Annotated in this window: 16 protein-coding genes and 1 tRNA gene; 14 read left to right on the top strand and 3 right to left on the bottom strand. The window is 44.4% G+C overall.

Annotated features, from left to right (window positions below):
* Nucleotides 1-6: 6 nt before the first annotated feature.
* Nucleotides 7-97 (top strand) — tRNA-Ser (locus MHO32_RS09780).
* Nucleotides 98-428: 331 nt separating this feature from the next.
* Here the strand turns inward: MHO32_RS09780 and MHO32_RS09775 are convergent.
* Nucleotides 429-785, bottom strand: a complete 357-nt coding sequence (locus MHO32_RS09775) for a YibL family ribosome-associated protein (RefSeq protein WP_005530256.1) — start codon at nt 783-785, stop codon at nt 429-431.
* Nucleotides 786-869: 84 nt separating this feature from the next.
* Nucleotides 870-1,865, bottom strand: coding sequence for a 2-hydroxyacid dehydrogenase (locus tag MHO32_RS09770; RefSeq protein ID WP_009703609.1), 996 nt, complete (start codon nt 1,863-1,865; stop codon nt 870-872).
* A 176-nt stretch (nt 1,866-2,041) separates the two neighbouring features.
* Here MHO32_RS09770 and MHO32_RS09765 point away from each other — a divergent pair, with 176 nt between their 5' ends.
* On the top strand, nt 2,042-2,524 hold the full coding sequence (locus MHO32_RS09765) for a L,D-transpeptidase family protein (RefSeq protein WP_009696839.1): 483 nt from the start codon (nt 2,042-2,044) through the stop codon (nt 2,522-2,524).
* Nucleotides 2,525-2,544: 20 nt separating this feature from the next.
* On the opposite strand, the gene MHO32_RS09760 is transcribed toward MHO32_RS09765, so the two are convergent.
* On the bottom strand, nt 2,545-3,261 hold the full coding sequence (locus MHO32_RS09760; protein WP_005453243.1) for a glycerophosphodiester phosphodiesterase family protein: 717 nt from the start codon (nt 3,259-3,261) through the stop codon (nt 2,545-2,547).
* Nucleotides 3,262-3,532: 271 nt separating this feature from the next.
* On the opposite strand from MHO32_RS09760, the gene MHO32_RS09755 reads away from it, so the two are divergent.
* From MHO32_RS09755 to MHO32_RS09700, 12 genes are all read left to right on the top strand, one after another.
* A complete protein-coding gene (locus MHO32_RS09755) occupies nt 3,533-4,486 on the top strand; it encodes a lactate/malate family dehydrogenase (RefSeq protein WP_239211490.1) in 954 nt (317 codons plus the stop codon).
* A gap of 161 nt (nt 4,487-4,647) precedes the next feature.
* On the top strand, nt 4,648-5,313 hold the full coding sequence (locus tag MHO32_RS09750; RefSeq protein WP_005453247.1) for a response regulator transcription factor: 666 nt from the start codon (nt 4,648-4,650) through the stop codon (nt 5,311-5,313).
* A complete protein-coding gene (locus tag MHO32_RS09745) occupies nt 5,313-6,686 on the top strand; it encodes a sensor histidine kinase (RefSeq protein ID WP_239211488.1) in 1,374 nt (457 codons plus the stop codon). Before MHO32_RS09750 ends, MHO32_RS09745 begins: the two co-directional genes overlap by 1 nt.
* A gap of 196 nt (nt 6,687-6,882) precedes the next feature.
* Nucleotides 6,883-8,967 (top strand): TonB-dependent siderophore receptor, encoded by a 2,085-nt coding sequence (locus MHO32_RS09740; RefSeq protein ID WP_239211486.1) that lies wholly within the window; start codon nt 6,883-6,885, stop codon nt 8,965-8,967.
* A gap of 75 nt (nt 8,968-9,042) precedes the next feature.
* Nucleotides 9,043-9,810, top strand: coding sequence for a DUF3450 domain-containing protein (locus MHO32_RS09735; protein WP_005453251.1), 768 nt, complete (start codon nt 9,043-9,045; stop codon nt 9,808-9,810).
* Nucleotides 9,811-11,178 carry a MotA/TolQ/ExbB proton channel family protein gene (locus MHO32_RS09730; protein WP_009696843.1) on the top strand — a complete coding sequence of 456 codons (1,368 nt, stop codon included), beginning with the start codon at nt 9,811-9,813 and terminating at the stop codon, nt 11,176-11,178.
* On the top strand, nt 11,178-11,732 hold the full coding sequence (locus MHO32_RS09725) for a MotA/TolQ/ExbB proton channel family protein (protein ID WP_005453261.1): 555 nt from the start codon (nt 11,178-11,180) through the stop codon (nt 11,730-11,732). Before MHO32_RS09730 ends, MHO32_RS09725 begins: the two co-directional genes overlap by 1 nt.
* Nucleotides 11,729-12,133, top strand: coding sequence for an ExbD/TolR family protein (locus MHO32_RS09720; RefSeq protein ID WP_005453262.1), 405 nt, complete (start codon nt 11,729-11,731; stop codon nt 12,131-12,133). The genes MHO32_RS09725 and MHO32_RS09720 overlap by 4 nt, the downstream gene beginning before the upstream one ends.
* Nucleotides 12,133-12,753: an energy transducer TonB gene (locus tag MHO32_RS09715; RefSeq protein ID WP_005453264.1), complete on the top strand. Its 621-nt coding sequence runs from the start codon at nt 12,133-12,135 to the stop codon at nt 12,751-12,753. Before MHO32_RS09720 ends, MHO32_RS09715 begins: the two co-directional genes overlap by 1 nt.
* Entirely contained in the window at nt 12,750-13,922 is a 1,173-nt protein-coding gene (locus MHO32_RS09710; RefSeq protein ID WP_005453266.1) for a tetratricopeptide repeat protein, read from the top strand. Before MHO32_RS09715 ends, MHO32_RS09710 begins: the two co-directional genes overlap by 4 nt.
* A 212-nt stretch (nt 13,923-14,134) precedes the next feature.
* A complete protein-coding gene (locus MHO32_RS09705; protein WP_005453268.1) occupies nt 14,135-14,980 on the top strand; it encodes a CPBP family intramembrane glutamic endopeptidase in 846 nt (281 codons plus the stop codon).
* Between the two features lie 136 nt (nt 14,981-15,116).
* Complete coding sequence (locus tag MHO32_RS09700; protein WP_009696845.1) at nt 15,117-15,746, top strand: PepSY-associated TM helix domain-containing protein; 630 nt, start codon at nt 15,117-15,119, stop codon at nt 15,744-15,746.
* Nucleotides 15,747-15,768 lie beyond the last annotated feature (22 nt).

The raw sequence follows: 15,768 nt of genomic DNA, 5'->3' as shown, positions 1-15,768 counted from the left end.
ATTTGTGGAGAGATGGCTGAGTGGTTGAAAGCACCGGTCTTGAAAACCGGCATACGTTAATAGCGTATCTAGGGTTCAAATCCCTATCTCTCCGCCACTTTTAAGAAGCCTCGCTAGAAATAGCGAGGCTTTTTTCATTTCTGACGTTTGAGAATGAGACGGGATTTGTATCAAATTCCTAGTCAGTCGAGCCCTCGGTCTCAGAACGATTAAGAAGTCTCGCTAGAAATAGCGGGGCTTTTGTCGTTTTTAGTATTTGGAAATTAGCTAAAGCTTTGCCATTACGAGAATTTGAAAACGAACAGGTTGCAGTGTCTCTCAATATCTATAATGGTGATTTTTCTAAGCTTAACTTTATGAATTTTGGGCACAAAAAAGCCCAAGCTAAGCAGCTTGGGCTTTTTAATATCTGTTGTTTAAAAGAGTGATTAGAACTCTTTCGGAGCAAAACCTGTCATTACGTCTAGGCGCAATTCTTTACCCACTTTTGTTAATGGGTGAACGATAACTAGACCACGAACACGCTTCTTAAGCTTACCAATGTCTGCTTGCTCAGCTTTTGTGATTTCACGAGAAAATGGCATATCAAGCAGGCTCTTACGCTCTTTGTTAAGTTCGTATGTTTGCTTGTGCTTAAGTTGGTTAAGTTTCTTCGTTAGATCGTCAACTTCATTCGTGAACTTAGTAATCATTTCATGATCACCACGAGAACGTGCCGCATCCAGTTTGCGTTGGCAAGTATCTAAACGGTTGTGCAGCTTTTGAATATCGGTTTTTATGCTCATGGTAATTGGACTCAAATTTTTAATGGTCGAGGAGTATAGCATAGCTGAAATTCAACGCTCTACTATACTGCTCGATCTATTGATTTAGTTGATCAGTTCATTACCTGACGCGTTGCCAGCAAAGAAAGCATCCACGTTATTTAAAGTCACTGAGGCAATGTTGTTTAGTGCTTCGTGAGTCAGGAAGGCTTGGTGTCCAGTGAACAACACGTTGTGACACGCGGATAGGCGACGGAACACGTCATCAACAATGACATCGTTTGACTTGTCTTGGAAGAATAGGTCTTTTTCGTTGTCGTAAACATCTAAACCTAGTGCGCCAATTTTGCCTTGTTTCAGTGCTTCAATTGCGGCGACAGAATCAAGCAGTTCACCACGGCTGGTATTAATGATCATCACACCATCTTTCATCTGCGAGAATGCCTTCTCATTCAATAAATGATAGTTCTCTTCGCTCATTGGACAGTGTAGCGAAATGACATCTGCGTTCGCATAGATCTCTTCAAGAGAGCAGTAGCGAGCGCCCATTTCCAATGCTAGAGGGTTTTCATATGGGTCGTAGCAGAGCAGCTCCATGCCTAAACCTTTAAAGATACGCATGGTTGCAATGCCAATCTTGCCTGTACCCACAACGCCAACTGTTTTGCCATGGAAGTTGAAGCCAACCAAGCCTTCCAGGTTGAAGTTTGCATCACGCGTGCGCTGGTAGGCTTTGTGTAAGCGTCGATTTAAACACATCATCATACCGACAGTATGCTCAGCGACAGCTTCTGGGGAATAAGCCGGGACGCGCACTACTTGAAGTCCAAGCTCCTTTGCTGCTTCTAAATCGACTTTGTCGAAGCCTGCGCATCGCATCGCGATTAATCTGGTCCCACCAAGAGAAAGCTGTTTAAGTACTGGTGCGGATAAATCATCATTTACAAACGCACATACGACTTCACAGCCCTGAGCCATTTTTGCGGTTTTTGAAGTTAATCTAAAATCATGGTAGTGAAATTCGAAGTCTCGATGGTTTTTAATTTTATTGAAAGACGCTTCGTCGTAGGATTTCGCACTGAAAAAAGCAATGTTGAGCATAATACCCTCTCTATTTGTGCTGAATTTATAAAGTAATCTCCTTATAAAGTAATCCAAGTTAGTCATAATGAGTAGTGAAATTTGCACATATTAAGTTTGCTTTAGTATTACCTTGTGACTAGCATGGTTGCTCTTTTTTGTGTTCCCTTAGAATGGGTGAGTTAGGCGTTCTGGCGATGTCAGTAAAATGGTTGTCTTTAATCTTGTGTTGTTCTTTTGTTCCTTTTACACAGGCTGCTGTGGACTTGGTCAAAGTAGACAAATCAAAACGCAGAATGTACCTAATGGACAATGGCGAAGTGGTTAAAGAATATCGGATTGCGTTAGGGGCTAATCCGAAAGGGCACAAGCAGGAAGAAGGGGATAACAGGACTCCAGAAGGTGACTACACTCTAGATTATGTGATTAACGATTCTGCTTTCTATCGCTCTGTCCACATCAGTTATCCAGATGCAATTGATCGCTTGGAAGCGCATCGAAGAGGTGTCTCTCCGGGCGGAGAGATCAAGATTCATGGCCTCAAAAATGGCGAGACACAATCCCCTCAGTTTATCCAGAGCTTTGATTGGACCAATGGCTGTATCGCCATCACCAATGAAGAGATGGATGAGTTTATAAAGCTAGTTAAAATGGGAACGCCAATCACCATTGAGTGGTAATGGAGCGCCTAGTTTCAACCCTATTCTTGAGACATAAAGCGGCTTGGATGATCGCTGAAGATGCCATCTAGCGCCGGCAAGTGTTTCAACTTGTTTGGGTTATTCACTGTATAGCACATTACCTTATATCCGGCTTGCTGCAGCTTCTTAATTTGACGGGAACGAACCCAGTTAATATTGAGGTTGCAACTGTATGCGTTGACTTCTTCTAACAGTAGCCCGTCTTTACGGGTAAAGAACTCACTTAGCACACCCAATCTGTAGCCTTCACAGTGCTTGTATAGCGCTCTTATCACGTCGTGACTAAAGCTCGACAAAAGGATAAATTCTTTGGTCAATGGTCCTTCAGAAAGGGTTTTAGCGACTATCTTCGCGACATCTTCTGCTGAATGGTGGTCAACTTTAACTTCGATATTAAGATTTAGGTTGTTTTTCGCAGCGAGCCCCAGCAACTCTGACAGCGTCATGATCGATTCATTGCTGAACTCTGTACTGAGCCAACCACCAAAATCTAACGTTTTTAGCTCAGCTAAAGTCATTTGATCAACACGACCTTTGCCGTTGCTGCAGCGGTTTACTGTGTGATCATGACATACCACTAGTACATTGTCTTTGGTGGGTTGTACATCAACTTCAACCCAATCAAGACCCAAATCTATAGCGGCTTGAATACTGACTTTGGTGTTTTCTGGGTACTTGCCTGCCACGCCTCGGTGACCAATCAATAGCGTTGTCATATACGTCTATTCTCAATTAGAAACTGCAAAGAATTGTACTCCTTTTTTGTACCTGCAATAGAGTTTAAATGTATGAAGTGATTAAATGATGGTTATTGATGCATATATAAAGAAGAAATTTCCATCATTTAAACGTCATTAAGTCGAGAAAGGCTAGCTTAGGTAGGTATTCTGGGTAACATAAAGTGATTGGACTTTTATGCTCTTACTGCCCAAGTTTTTAGTGGGAACGCAAAGTGAGGGCATAACTTTTATTATCAGGGAGAGAAGTATGAAAATTGGTGTAATTGGCGCAGGTGCCGTTGGTGTTGGAGTATGTAATTACTTACTGACCATGGGCAGTGTAAGTGAGTTGGTTCTATTGGACCAAAACTTAGAGCGTGCTGAAGGGGAAGTCTTCGATTTCCGTCATACCACTGCACTGACCTTCTCGAAAAACACTCACATCATTCCTACTGACGACTATCTCGATCTTCTCGGCGCTGATATTGTCGTAATCACTGCGGGAGCGCAGATTAAGCAAGGTCAGACGCGAATTGATATTGCAGAAACCAATGCCAAGATAGGTGTTGAGATTGCACGTAAAGTCGAACGAGTAGCTCCAAATGCAACCCTCATTGTTGTATCTAACCCTTGTGATATTGTCGCGCACTTTATTGCAACCAATACAGGCTTTGAGAATAGCAAAGTGATCAGTAGTGGCTGCGTGATCGATACTGCGCGCTTGATGAGCATTGTTGCCAATCGCGTGGATTTGGACCCGAAGAACATCTTTGGTTATGTTCTCGGTGAGCATGGTAGCAATTGTTTTACGCCAAAGAGTTTGATTTCAATTGCAGGACAACCTGCAGATTTCTATTGCGATGCCAATAATGTAGAGCGTATCGATGCAGACGAATTGCTCGAAGCTGTGAAGCAAGCTGGGTATGAGATTTTCCGTCGTAAACAAAATACCGTTCATGGGATCGCTGCAAGTGTGTTTCGTATTATTCAGGCAATCAAGATCAATGAACGATCAGTTTTGCCTGTAGGGACCATGATGACGGGTCAATATGGTGTTAATGGCGTGGTATTGAGTTTGCCTACTGTTGTTGGCAAGAAAGGTGCAGAGTCAGTACTCACTCATCCATTTACACAAGAAGAGCTAGATACACTTCATTCGATTAGTATCAACTTACGAGGCATCGTTGAAGATGTCGCCAAAGTAACAGGTTTAAAGTGTTGATTTAAATAATTAAAAAATCAGCATTTCTTGCGACAAAAGCCGACTGAAAAGTGGGCTTTTTTTATGTCCAGTTTTCGTACAGAAACCTTAGAATCTATGGTTGTTTAATCTGCAAATGAGTAATAGAATGCGAACCATTTTTATTTGAGTTGGTATTGGTAATGTCCCGAGTTCTTATCGTAGATGACGATGTTCCGTTGTGTGAATTATTGGAGGCGGTGTTACAAGAAGAGGGTTACACCGTTTCATCTGTCCATTGTGGGGAAAGCGCTTTGCAATACATGGAGAAGACGCCAGTTGATCTTGTTCTTCTCGATGTCATGCTACCAAATCTAAATGGTATGCAAGTTGCGCGTCGTATCTGTCAACGTTTCGCGACGCCGATCCTCATGCTAACGGCATTAAATGATGAGAACTCGATGCTAGATGGCTACCAAGCAGGCGCAGATCAGTACATCGGCAAGCCCTTTAATGTACCTGAATTGTTGATGCGTATTAAAGCAATTCTTCGTCGCGTAGGATTAGAACGTCAAAGACAAGCTATGTGCTGCACAGTACAAAGTATCAGTGATCAGCTGAACAGTTTGCCGCTGACAGGTACTGAAGCAGAGTTACTTTGCTATTTGGTAAAAAACCAAGGCGTTGTGATTTCTAAAGCCGAATTGCAAACCGAGGTTTTGAAGAAAGAGCTAAGTCCGTTTGATCGCAACTTAGACATGCACATCAGTAATATTCGTCGTAAATTGGTAGAAGCGGGATTGTCCAAACAGCACATTAAAACGTTTCGTGGAAAAGGTTATAGCTACCTAGAGGCTGTGACGAATTAATGAAATTTGTGTGTCCATCCTATATAGCCAAGCGTCGAGATAGTCTGGCTTTTAAGCTATTTACTTACATGACGGCGATCGTCATCAGTATCCTTGCTGTACAAGCTGTCGCTGAGCAAGCCTTAGTAAAAGCAATGCTAAAAGTACCAGCGAGCGTAAAAGCAGAAATGTTGGACTTAGCGCATCAAGCCAATGTTTTGATCGAAGACGGAGATATGGATGAGCTTGCGGATTGGGCGAATGCGCAACACTTTTACTTATTCGTGTTAGACGAAAATCAACACCCACTTACCCATCGCTTGATGCACCCTCATTTTGAGTTCAAACTTAAGTTTAAAAGACGTTTAGATGAACAACTAGAAGGCAGAGTTAGTCGCCCAATTTTCAGTATTCCTCTTGTGGGCAACAACAGTTTGGTCATCCAACTGCCTCATCGTTTACACCCAGCTCATGACTTTATTCTCTACTTTTCGATACTGAAAGTTGTGATTGCAGCGGTCATTCTGGCGCTGTTTTCTCTATTAATGGCAAGGAACTTACAGCAACCTTTAGACCGACTTCGTGAGGCGAGTAAGAGGCTATCAAATGGTGATTTTGCTGTCAGTGTGGTTGATGAACTGAAATCAAACACACGAGAATTTAATGAACTGGCGCAAGACTTCGATCATATGACCAAGGAGATCCACTCTTTGGCTGAGAAACAGCGTCGATTAATACGTGATGTTTCACATGAACTTCGTACACCATTGGCGCGACAGAACTTGGTGTTACATCTGTTACGAAAGCGTGTGGGTGAGAGTGAGCAAAGCCTTGTCACTCGCATGGAAGAAGAAGCAAATGAACTCAATCACTTGATTGGTGAGATACTCGAAATCAGCCGTTTGGAGAACGCTCGCTACGATACTGAGATGAAACGTAGCGACTTAGAAGTTCTGCTTGCTCCTCAGGTTGAGCGTTGCAAGATCGACCTAAAAGCTCAACAAACTCTTACTTTTAAATCGGACGCGACAAGGACAAAAGCCCAGTGTGACGACACTTTAGTCGTGCGCTGTTTGAACAACTTGATTGGTAACGCGATCAAGTATGCGGGCGACTCTGCGCAGATTAATGTGTGCTTAACAAATAAATCCACCGATAAGCACCACTACTTAGCTGTGACCATTGCTGATAATGGTCCGGGTATTCCACAGGATAAATTGTCCGACATCTTTGACCCATTTACTCGATTGGATGCTTCCAGAGACAAAAAGCTTGGTGGCTATGGTCTTGGGCTCGCAATAGTAAAAGAATCGATGCGAATGATGGGAGGAAAAGCCATCGCCACAAACCGAGTGGATGGTGGGTTGAGTGTAACATTGTTGTTTAGGCAATAGATCGCTCGCGGCTATTCGTGATTTAGATCACGTTCGAACAAAGTATTACTCTCATGCCCTTTACAAAAGTTTACGAATGCAAAGAATGTAAATTTAATGCAAATGGTAATGGTTATCACTTATATTCTCTCGCAAAATAAGTAGAAGGGAATCACATAGCACCTATGTGTAACCCAACATTTTGGAGTGAATGTGCATGTTTTCTAAAAGCCAACTGGCGTTAGTGATTGGGGCGGTGTTAGCAGCACCTGCAGTGGCGGAAGTTCAAAAAGCGGATGAGCACCTTGTTGTTGAAGGCCGCGAGTTTGGTTACAAAGCAGATACCAATACAACAGCAATGCGTATGGAAATGACGCAACTGGAGACCCCAGGACAAGTTGTTGTGATTGATGAAGCGGTTATTGATGAGCAGCGTGCAAGCACGTTAGGTGAAGTGCTAAAAAATGACGCGAGTGTTAGTGCCGGTGGTACGAGTCGTAACCGTGAGCGTTTCTCATTGCGCGGTTTTGAACTTAGCAGTTCTGACGGCTTTTTACGTGATGGTCGTCAGCACTGGTCACACTACCGTCAGCCAATTGAGCTTTTAGAGCGTGTAGAGATACTTAAAGGTCCATCAGGTCTACTTTACGGCAAATCTGAGCCAGGTGGTCTTGTGAACATGGTTTCTAAGAAGCCAACAACAGAAACACAAGTTAGCTTGAGCCAAGATATTGGTTCAAACGATCACTCACGCACTGTTTTAGATGTGAGTGGTGCACTGAATGAAGAAGAGACACTGCGTGCGCGCGCAATTCTTGCAAAAGAGAGTTACGGCTCTTGGCGTAAGTATGGTGATGGCACAGAGCCGCAAACTGACCGAGTTGTCGGTGGTCTGGTTGTTGAATACGACATTACCGAAAACGTGATGGTTTCTGCTCATTATGACAGGACTAAAGATGAAGGCAGTGTGGATTCTGGTGCTTACATTGTAGACGGTAAGCCTGTGCTTGGGGACAAGTATATTTGGGATGCGCAATGGTCGAAGATTGATAACGATGTAGAAAACTACGGTATCGATATTAATGCGCAAGTCGCGGATAACGTAAACGTCAAAGCAGGATACAACCGTCAAGATTTCAAGCGTTTTGATGTGGAGTCTTACCCTAAGTTTGACGACTATGAAGAAAAAAATGTGATTAAGCACAAAGGGAATGATCGTTCAGACAATTGGGTGTTTGATACTGCGTATGTAGACGTTACGACTGACTTCTCTTTGCTTGATACTGATAACACACTTTTAATTGGTGCAAACTACCTAGATTACAGTTATGACCGCTTTATGGCATTCCACCAAGAGTCTAGTGTCCAGCCGGGTCAAACGGTGCCAAAGCCAGGGTATCGTAGCTCGAAAAAATGGCCGACTAGCGAGCATGATACATGGGGTATCTACGCGCAAAATATGATGACAATTAACGATTACTGGCAGGTACTTGCAGGTGTTCGTTACGATGAAAAGCGCAGTGAAACATTAACAGAAAGCCAAGTGTCACCAAAGCTAGGTGTGATCTTCCACCCTGCAAGCAATGGCTCTATTTATGTTCAGTACTCTGAGAGCTTTATGCCACAAGGTGCTGTGGCTGACTCTGACTTTACCAATGATGGAGAAGAACTAGAGGCTGAGCGTGGTATTTCTTATGAAGTGGGTACTAAGTGGGAACTGTTTGATGAGCGTTTATTCTTAACTGGTGCGCTGTTTGACATCACATTAGAAAATGTACGATTAGATATCGTCGATCCTAACGACTCAAAAAAACAGATTGCTACTCAAGATGGTGAGCAAGTGCACCGAGGCGCTGAAATCTTAGCGCAAGGGTTTGTTACAGATAAGCTTTCGTTAACTGCTTCTGCAATGTATCTAGATGCAGAGATTACAGAAAGTGCAAAACTAAAAGGCAATCGCCCAGCTGATGTGCCTGAGCTTTCTGCAAGCGTCTGGTCTAGCTACAAGGTCCAAGACAACACGAATGTAAACTTGGGCGTGATTTATGAGGGTGAGCGCTACGGTGACGCAGCGAACACGTTTAAGAAAGATGGGTATGCGCGTGTTGATATGGGCGTGGCGTACACACACAAGTATGATGAGAACTTAGATATTGTGGCCCGATTCAATGTTGAAAACGTGTTTGATACTGAATACCTAGCTGGTGGCGGTAGTACGAACCCGGACAACTATGATGGTGCAACAAATGTAGTGATAGGCGAAGGTCGAAGCTACATGGCAACAATTCAGTTCAAGTACTGATAACAATATGATTTTTAAAGGGGAAGATTGGTCTTCCCCTTTAGTCGTTTTTAGAAAACAGAAAATATAACTCGTATGAATCTAATGAAATCAAGTATCGCTCTGTTGATCTCATCGGTTTTGATTCCCGTTCAAGCGGAAAATCTTAACGATGCACAAGCAGTGCAGAGTAAAACCAATCAAGCATCGGCTGTTAGCCAGAAGCGTATTGATGTAAGTGCAGAGAAATCTTTGACTCTTGAGGCTGAAATAGAGCAGTTACAAGAAGAAGTTGGCAACTTGAAGATTTATCGTGATCACCTATCTAGTTTGGTAGACAGTCAAAACGAAGAAGTGGCTAGTCTGAATGAGCAAATCGAACAAATCGCTCAGACTCGCCAAGGTGTCGTGCCACTGATGTACCACATGCTTGATGGTCTTAAGAGTATCGTCGCTAATGATAAACCGATCCGCAAGGCACAACGTGAAGAGCGTATTGCAAAGCTGGATGCAATGATGACTCGCGCAGACGTCGCAGATGCTGAGAAGTTCCGCCGTATTCTTGAGGCGTACCAAATTGAGATGGACTATGGCTCTAAGATTGGTGTTTACCAAGGCAAGATAGCATTAGATGGTAATGATCAAGTCGAAGCCGATATCCTTTACCTAGGTCGTGTTTCATTGGTTGCACGTAGCTTATCAGGTGAGCACTTCTGGAGCTGGTCACAGCAACAAAAAGAATGGCAAGCAGTGGGCACTGAGCAAAAAGCGGAACTAGACAAAGCGTTTGCGATGGCGAACAAACAGATTGCACCGAGTATGCTTACTCTGCCAGTGTCTCTTAACGTAGCGGAGGGCAAATAAATGATGAAAAAATGGCTATCGGTTGCGCTGATTTCTTCTGCTGCTCTTCTACCTCACACAACATTCGCTAGTGATGCATTATTGCAGAAAGCACAACAAGAAAATCGTCAACAGCAGTCGCACAATGTGGCTCGTGAATCTGGTTTTAAGAAAACGCAGCAAGAGTTGCAAGCGATGAAAAACCAGCTTGTTGCCGAGCGTGCAGCGTTGCAAGCAGAAGCGGACACCCTGAGTGTTACGTTCAGCGAAAACGAATCGCAGCTTGCCCAACTTGAAGAGAAACTTCGCCTAGAAACAGGCAGCTTAGGTGAGCTTTTTGGCGTAGTTCGTCAAAATGCAAAAGAATTGGAGTCGGAGCTTAAGTACTCTGTAACAGGTGTCGACGCTAACTCATACCAAAAAAACATTGATGATATCGTTGCAGCGAAATCACTGCCGACATTACCTCAACTACGTGCAATGTGGCGCAGTATGGAAGAGCAAGTCAAAGCAAGTGGTGAGATGGCGAATGTGTCATTCACCTTGTTGGATGGTGAGGGCCGTGAGCAAAATGTTGATGGTGTCCGTCTAGGCTCAATGGCGTTGTTGGACAACGCAGGCTATGTGAAGTGGAATGGTCAGCGTGGTGATGCGGTGAATTATCTGCGTCAGCCTGAAAACGGTCCTACGGCAAGCACATTAAGCTCAGGAGACATTGACTCACTCGTGATTGACCCATCGCGTGGCATTCTCCTTGACCAGTTAGCAAATTCTCCAACCATGGCAGATCGCCTAAACGCAGGTGGCGTGGTGGGTAAGATCATCCTTGGTTTACTCGCTATTGGCTTGATCATCGCGCTGGTTCGTGGTGTGTCATTGATCATCGCTCGTCAAAAGATCGCGAAACAACTTAAGAGCCCAACTCAACCAGAGGATAACCCTCTAGGTCGAATTCTAGCGGTATACCAAAAGGATAAGCACCGTAGTGTTGAAGCGTTAGAGTTGCGTCTATTGGAAGCGGTAGTTGATGAACAAACTCACCTTGAGAAAGGCTTATCGATGCTTAAGCTGCTTGCCGCGCTAGCACCTATGCTGGGTCTGCTTGGTACGGTAACGGGTATGATCGAAACTTTCCAAGTTATCACTCAGTTTGGTAATGGCGATCCAAAAGTCATGGCGGGTGGTATCTCAATGGCACTTGTGACAACTGTCCTTGGTCTTGTGGCTGCGATGCCATTGCTTCTTGCTCATAACGTATTGAGCTCTCAAGCAGAGAACATTCGCAATATTTTAGAAAAACAAGGTATTGGTCTTGTGGCAGAGCAAGCTGAACGTGATATGCCAAAGGGTAAAAATGCCTCTAACACGGTAGCGGAGAACGCAGCGTAATGGAGCAGATCCTACTCAACACATTGGGTTTGATCAGTGAGGATTGGGCCTCGACCTTGGCGAGCTTTATGCAGCAAGGTGGGCAGATCCTATGGTGGCTGGCTGCCGTTGTAGCGGTATGCTGGCTGCTGGTTATGGAGCGTGTTCTTTATCTGACAACGGAATTTCCGAAGGTGAAGAGACAGCTTTGTGAACAGTGGCTCGCAAGAGCAGACCACCACTCTTGGTACGCGCATCAAATCCGCGAAGGATGGATTGCAAAGGCACAAATTGAACTGCGCCAAAACCTATCAACCATCAAAGTGTTGGTTGCAATTTGCCCAATGCTAGGTTTGTTAGGCACGGTAACGGGCATGATCACGGTTTTTGACGTGATGGCGACACAAGGCAGTAGCAATCCGAAATTGATGGCTTCCGGTATTTCACTTGCAACACTACCTACAATGGCAGGTATGGTTGCAGCACTTGCAGGTATGTTTGTACATGCTCGTTTAAGCAAAGTGTGTGAACGCAAAGCCCTCCAGTTAGAACAATCTTTAAGGAGTCAGAAGTGAGACTCGGACGTAGACCAAATCAACAAGATGAAGCCCAGATCGATTTAACCTCGATGCTGGATATCGTATTCATCATGTTGATCTTCTTCATTGTGACTAGCTCATTTGTACGTGAGTCAGGTGTAGAAGTTAATCGCCCACAAGCTTCCAATGTGGTCAGTCAAAAAGACGCAGGCATCTTTATCGCCGTGACGGCAGCAAATGATGTCTACATCGATAAACGTTTAGTGGATATTGAGCGTGTTGAAGCCACCATTGAGCACTTACTGCTGGAGCAACCAGACGCAGCGCTTGTAATTCAAGCGGATGAGCATGCTTACAATGGCACAGTTGTGAAAGTCATGGATGCCGCGAAAGGCGCTGGTGTGAAGAACATTGCTTTGGCGGCGGAGAAACCTTAATGAAAAGGCTATTACTCGCGCTACCCGTGTCAGTTTTGATTGCGGTGAGCTTGTTTAGCTTTATGGCGTGGATGGTCGATAAAGGCAATCAGCGAGCACCAAAGCCCTCTGAAGCGGTGCGCTTTGATATGGTTATGATCGAGAATGATGCGGATGTTCAGCGTCGTCAACGCTCGGTTCCTGAACAGCCAGAGCCACCAAAAGCGCCAGAGCCGATGGATTTGTCTCAGGCTCAAACGCAAGTTGAGCCGATGAGTCAAGTGACGCCAATCAGTGCATTGGGCTTGAACACTTCTCTTGATGGTATCGCTATTAGTGCTCCAAACTTGAAAGGCACTATGGGTAATCAGCAAGCGATCCCTTTGTATAGCCCAGAGCCACGCTATCCAAGTAAGGCACTGAAACGCAAAATCGAAGGTTACGTGATGCTACGTTTTACTATTGATGCTGCGGGGCGTCCAAAGGATATCGAAGTGCTTGATGCCAAGCCAAAACGTATGTTTGAGAAAGAAGCGATTCGAGCATTGAAGAAGTCGAAGTATCAGCCGAAGGTTGAAAACGGTGTCTCAATTGAGCAGTACGGGCAAACCCGAAAAGTGGAGTTCAATTTAGCCAAATGATGAAGAAATTCTTAATCGGTGCAGTATTGAGCCTATGCGCTTTTACGACGACTGCCAATGAACTGAGTCAATACACCGCGACTCGTGTTCAACGTGCGCATAATTTGGTTCAAGACGAAAAGTTGCAAGAAGCCATTTCAACGCTTGAAGCATTAGAGTTATCGCGCGGTTATGATCGTGCATTTGTCGCGCGTATGCTTGGGATTTTGTACTGGCAAAATGAGCAAGTGAAGTCGGCTATCAAGCAGCTAGAGATTGCGGTTAATAGCGGTCTCTTAGACGATGATCAAGCTTGGCAAACGCGCAAGATGTTAGCGGATATGTTGCTTAACGAGCAGCAATTTTCAAAGGCATTACCTCACTATTACGACTTAAGTAAATCTGTTCCTGAAACTCAGAAGGCATATGAGATTTGGTTGCGTATCGCTCAGTCTCACTACCAGTTGAGTCAATGGAACAAAGTATTGTCTGCGATGGGGCGCTATGAAAAGTTTGGTCAGCCAGATGAAATTGGTCCTTTGTCTATCAAGTTGTCAGCCGAACTTGAGCTGCAAAAATGGAAGCCAGCCATCGGTACGATTAAGCGTTTGATTGCTATTGAACCTGAGCGTGTGGAGTGGTGGCGTCAACTAGCTGCGCTCTATCTTCGTGTTGATGATAACAAACGCGCCCTTGATGCATTGGCGCTTGCAAAACTAAAGGGTGTCGCGCTTAGTCAAGACGATTTACGACTTCTTGCTCAGTTATATGGTGCGCGTGGTATTCCAGAGCGCGCAGCTTTGGTGCTAGAAGAGGTGAAAGACATCAACTCAGACAGCAAGTTAAAAGCGCAGCAAGCGACATATTGGCAAATAGCAAAAGAGTGGGACAAATCGATTGAGAGTTGGCATGTTGCGGCTCAATTGGACAGAAAATATAACTGGAACTTGTCCCAGTTATTAGTGCAAGAAGGTCATTACAAAGAAGCGTTAGCGACGTTGGATAAAGTGACTGGTCGTAAGGCTGATGTGGCGCTGGTGAAAGCCCGAGCTTACTACAAGTTGAAACGCTTTGAGGATGCACTTGCAAATGCGAAACGTGCCAATGAAATTAAGCCTTCGACTCAAGCTGAGAGTTGGGTGAAGTACCTAACGCAATTGCGCAAAGCCAAAGCAAGCCAGAATAGTTAATGCGTATTTCATAGCATCGAAAGACCCGAGTCAGATCTCGGGTCTTTTTGTTTTTATAGAAGTGAGCAGGTTCGATTTCTTTTAATCGCTGCTGCGTCTACAAACTAAGTCATTCTCGTTGCAGCAAATATCTCGAGGTTACTTGGGGACAAGGTTATATTACAACTACCCAGCACTAAGACTGGACCGTCAGTTTTTATAAGGATAAATACATGATTCTTGATTCTGCCATTTTGATTTGGCTACCGCTTGTATTAGCAATTGGCGCGGCATTTGCTCGGCAACAAAGGGCAGCCTTCGCATTGCTTGGACTTACACTGCTAGGTGCATTTGTTTTTGATCGAATTGAGCTCATCGCGCTGATCAGTTCGTTGGTTGTTCTTGGAGTCTCATACCGGTTGCCGATGCTGGCATTGAATCCAAAGATGAAACCTATTTACTACCTAGGGTGGGGGATTGTCGTCCTTTGGTGTGTGATGCTTTTTGTCCATTTGATCCCTGGCTTTAATAATCTGCAAGTTCTCGACAAGGTATCCGCGGGACCACAGAGCGCGCCATTCTCAATGTATCTTAATCTGGACAAGCCACTTGCCTTCTTTGCTCTCCTTCTTGCTTATCCTATGCTGCTTGGCGGTGAGTCAAAAATAAGAATAAAACCTGCGCTGCTGGTGATGATACCCCTGCTTTCACTATTGCCAGTTGCCGTTATGCTTGGTGCTCTAAAACCGGAGTTTAATTTGCCGTCATGGTGGTGGCTGTTTGCTTTGAATAACCTCGTATTAACTTGTGTTGCAGAAGAGGCTTTATTCCGCGGGTTTATCCAGCAGTCATTATCTCGTCGTTTTGATTGGCGATTGGGTTTGGTGGTGGCGAGCATTTTGTTTGGTTTAGCTCATTTTGCAGGCGGTCCACTGTTGATGGTATTTGCTGGACTTGCAGGGATAGGGTACGGTCTTGTTTTCCACTTCACTGGGCGCCTATGGTGTGCTGTGTTAGCCCATTTTGTGTTTAACTTCTGTCACTTGATTTTCTTTACTTACCCAATCTTAGCTCGATAAGATTTTCCTCTAGGCTCTTGCCTCCATGTGCGGGAGCCTTTCTATTCTATCAAACGTAAACAATGTAAATTAAATGCCAATAAGAATGATTATCACCTAAATTAAGCCCTCATTTATTGGTGATGATTGTTTTTTTATGTTGCTCAAAAGCAAAGGCGTCCAAACTTGGGCTCGCCGTCTGCACATTTACGTTTCCATGGCTCTTTTATTGGTGACCTTGTTCTTTGCCTTAACGGGCATCACCTTGAACAGACCAACATTGTTTGAGCGCAGTGAGCCAATCATTCAACAACACACACTCACGATCCCTTCAAAGCAACTTTTTGCAACTGAAGGCAGCTTCCAACCCAATCGTTCGGCTCTATTGAACTTCCTAACTCAAGAAACCCATTTGCGCGGCACTCCGTCGGCTTTGGATGTTTATACCGAAATCGAAGATGGAGAGTTAGTGATTGGCGAGCTTTCTTTGGATTTTAAAGGTCCGGGTTATAACGCTACCGTTTTTGTCGATATGACCACGGGGGAGGCTGAAGTTGAAACAACGAATTACGGCATTGTCGCGCTACTGAATGATCTGCACAAAGGTCGCAATAGTGGCGATGCTTGGAAGTGGTTCATTGATATCACTGCATTATTGATGGTGTTCTTTGTTCTAACCGGAGTGTGTTTGCTACTACCAAAGAAAAAGACTTTAAGAACGTCGATGCAGTGGATGGCTTTTGGCACCTTGCTGTCGCTCGTTATTTATTTTGTTGCTGTGCCATAACAGCCTCTATTCAGAGAATTCC

The sequence above is a fragment of the Vibrio sp. MMH1-50 genome (assembly GCF_022347645.1).
In the GTDB taxonomy this organism is placed as follows: domain Bacteria; phylum Pseudomonadota; class Gammaproteobacteria; order Enterobacterales; family Vibrionaceae; genus Vibrio; species Vibrio harveyi.
Note: the sequence above shows the minus strand (reverse complement) of the source record. Positions and strands in the feature narration are given on the sequence as shown.

Bases quoted from the DNA above. Each gene is read 5' to 3' on its own strand.
- MHO32_RS09775 (WP_005530256.1), bottom strand. From the start codon at position 785: ATGAGCATAAAAACCGATATTCAAAAGCTGCACAACCGTTTAGATACT.
- MHO32_RS09770 (WP_009703609.1), bottom strand. From the start codon at position 1,865: ATGCTCAACATTGCTTTTTTCAGTGCGAAATCCTACGACGAAGCGTCT.
- MHO32_RS09765 (WP_009696839.1), top strand. From the start codon at position 2,042: ATGTCAGTAAAATGGTTGTCTTTAATCTTGTGTTGTTCTTTTGTTCCT.
- MHO32_RS09760 (WP_005453243.1), bottom strand. From the start codon at position 3,261: ATGACAACGCTATTGATTGGTCACCGAGGCGTGGCAGGCAAGTACCCA.
- MHO32_RS09755 (WP_239211490.1), top strand. From the start codon at position 3,533: ATGAAAATTGGTGTAATTGGCGCAGGTGCCGTTGGTGTTGGAGTATGT.
- MHO32_RS09750 (WP_005453247.1), top strand. From the start codon at position 4,648: ATGTCCCGAGTTCTTATCGTAGATGACGATGTTCCGTTGTGTGAATTA.
- MHO32_RS09745 (WP_239211488.1), top strand. From the start codon at position 5,313: ATGAAATTTGTGTGTCCATCCTATATAGCCAAGCGTCGAGATAGTCTG.
- MHO32_RS09740 (WP_239211486.1), top strand. From the start codon at position 6,883: ATGTTTTCTAAAAGCCAACTGGCGTTAGTGATTGGGGCGGTGTTAGCA.
- MHO32_RS09735 (WP_005453251.1), top strand. From the start codon at position 9,043: ATGAATCTAATGAAATCAAGTATCGCTCTGTTGATCTCATCGGTTTTG.
- MHO32_RS09730 (WP_009696843.1), top strand. From the start codon at position 9,811: ATGATGAAAAAATGGCTATCGGTTGCGCTGATTTCTTCTGCTGCTCTT.
- MHO32_RS09725 (WP_005453261.1), top strand. From the start codon at position 11,178: ATGGAGCAGATCCTACTCAACACATTGGGTTTGATCAGTGAGGATTGG.
- MHO32_RS09715 (WP_005453264.1), top strand. From the start codon at position 12,133: ATGAAAAGGCTATTACTCGCGCTACCCGTGTCAGTTTTGATTGCGGTG.
- MHO32_RS09710 (WP_005453266.1), top strand. From the start codon at position 12,750: ATGATGAAGAAATTCTTAATCGGTGCAGTATTGAGCCTATGCGCTTTT.
- MHO32_RS09705 (WP_005453268.1), top strand. From the start codon at position 14,135: ATGATTCTTGATTCTGCCATTTTGATTTGGCTACCGCTTGTATTAGCA.
- MHO32_RS09700 (WP_009696845.1), top strand. From the start codon at position 15,117: ATGTTGCTCAAAAGCAAAGGCGTCCAAACTTGGGCTCGCCGTCTGCAC.